The organism is Streptomyces sp. DT224, assembly GCF_049844595.1.
In the GTDB taxonomy this organism is placed as follows: domain Bacteria; phylum Actinomycetota; class Actinomycetes; order Streptomycetales; family Streptomycetaceae; genus Streptomyces.
The window spans coordinates 1-996 of record NZ_JBNCLI010000039.1 but is presented as its reverse complement, the minus strand read 5'-3'; the positions used below and the strand labels follow the sequence as shown (position 1 = coordinate 996).

At 72.5% G+C, this 996-nt stretch carries 1 protein-coding gene; it reads right to left on the bottom strand.

Annotation, left to right across the window (positions count from 1 at the left end):
* On the bottom strand, positions 1–996 hold a 996-nt coding region (locus ACLQ2N_RS35925; protein ID WP_425819991.1), incomplete at both ends, for a polyketide synthase dehydratase domain-containing protein.

The window sequence follows — 996 nt, the reverse complement described above, 5'->3', positions numbered from 1 at the left end:
GAACGCGAAGGGCAGGTGGGGCCGGTCGGGAGGGAGGAACCCGCCCAGCGCGATGGCGTGCAGGGCGGCGTCGAGCAGGGCCGGGTGCAGGCCGAAGCGCCGCGCGTCGGCATGGGTGTCCTCGGGCAGGGACACCTCGGCGAACACCTCCCCGTCCGTCCGCCAGGCCGCGGTCAGTCCCTGGAAAGTGGGACCGTACTCAAGACCGAGACCGGCGAGGTCGTCGTAGAGGGTGCCCACATCGACCGGCTCGGCACCGGCCGGCGGCCACACGGCCAGATCGACACCGGACACACCACCCGACACCCCGGCCAGGACACCCTGGGCATGCTGGATCCAGCCGGAGACATCCTCGGTCTTGGCGTGAACGCTCACCCGGCGCCGCTCCGGTTCCACGACCACCTGGATCTGAACACTGCCGTTCTCCGGCAGGACCAGGGGTGCCTGGAGAGTGAGTTCCTCCAGGACGGGCAGTCCGACCTCGTCACCGGCACGGACGGCGAGTTCGGCCAGCGCCGCGCCGGGGAGGATGACGGTGCCGTTGACAGCGTGGTCGGCCAGCCACGGCTGAGCAGAGAGAGAAAGACGGCCGCTGAAGACCACCGACTCGCCGCCCGCGACCTCCGTGACCGCCGCCAGCAGCGGGTGGTCCACCGCGCCGAGGCCGGCCGTGGCGACATCGCCCGCCGGACGGCCGGAGGGAAGCCAGTACCGCTGGTGCTGGAAGGCGTAGGTCGGCAGGTCCACCCGCACGCGCTTGGCGGGGGGGAAATACGCCTCCCAGTCCAGGGCCACGCCGGTGGTGTGGAGCGTCGCCAGGGCCTCCACGAACGTCAGGTCGCCGTCGCGGTCCTTGCGGGCGGTGGGCACGAAGGCCTCGCCGCTGTCGAGGGTCTGCTGGGCCATGCCGGTGAGGGTGCCGTCCGGGCCGACCTCCAGGAACACCGTCGCCCCGGCAGCACGGGCGGCACGGACTCCGTCGGCGAAGCGGACGGG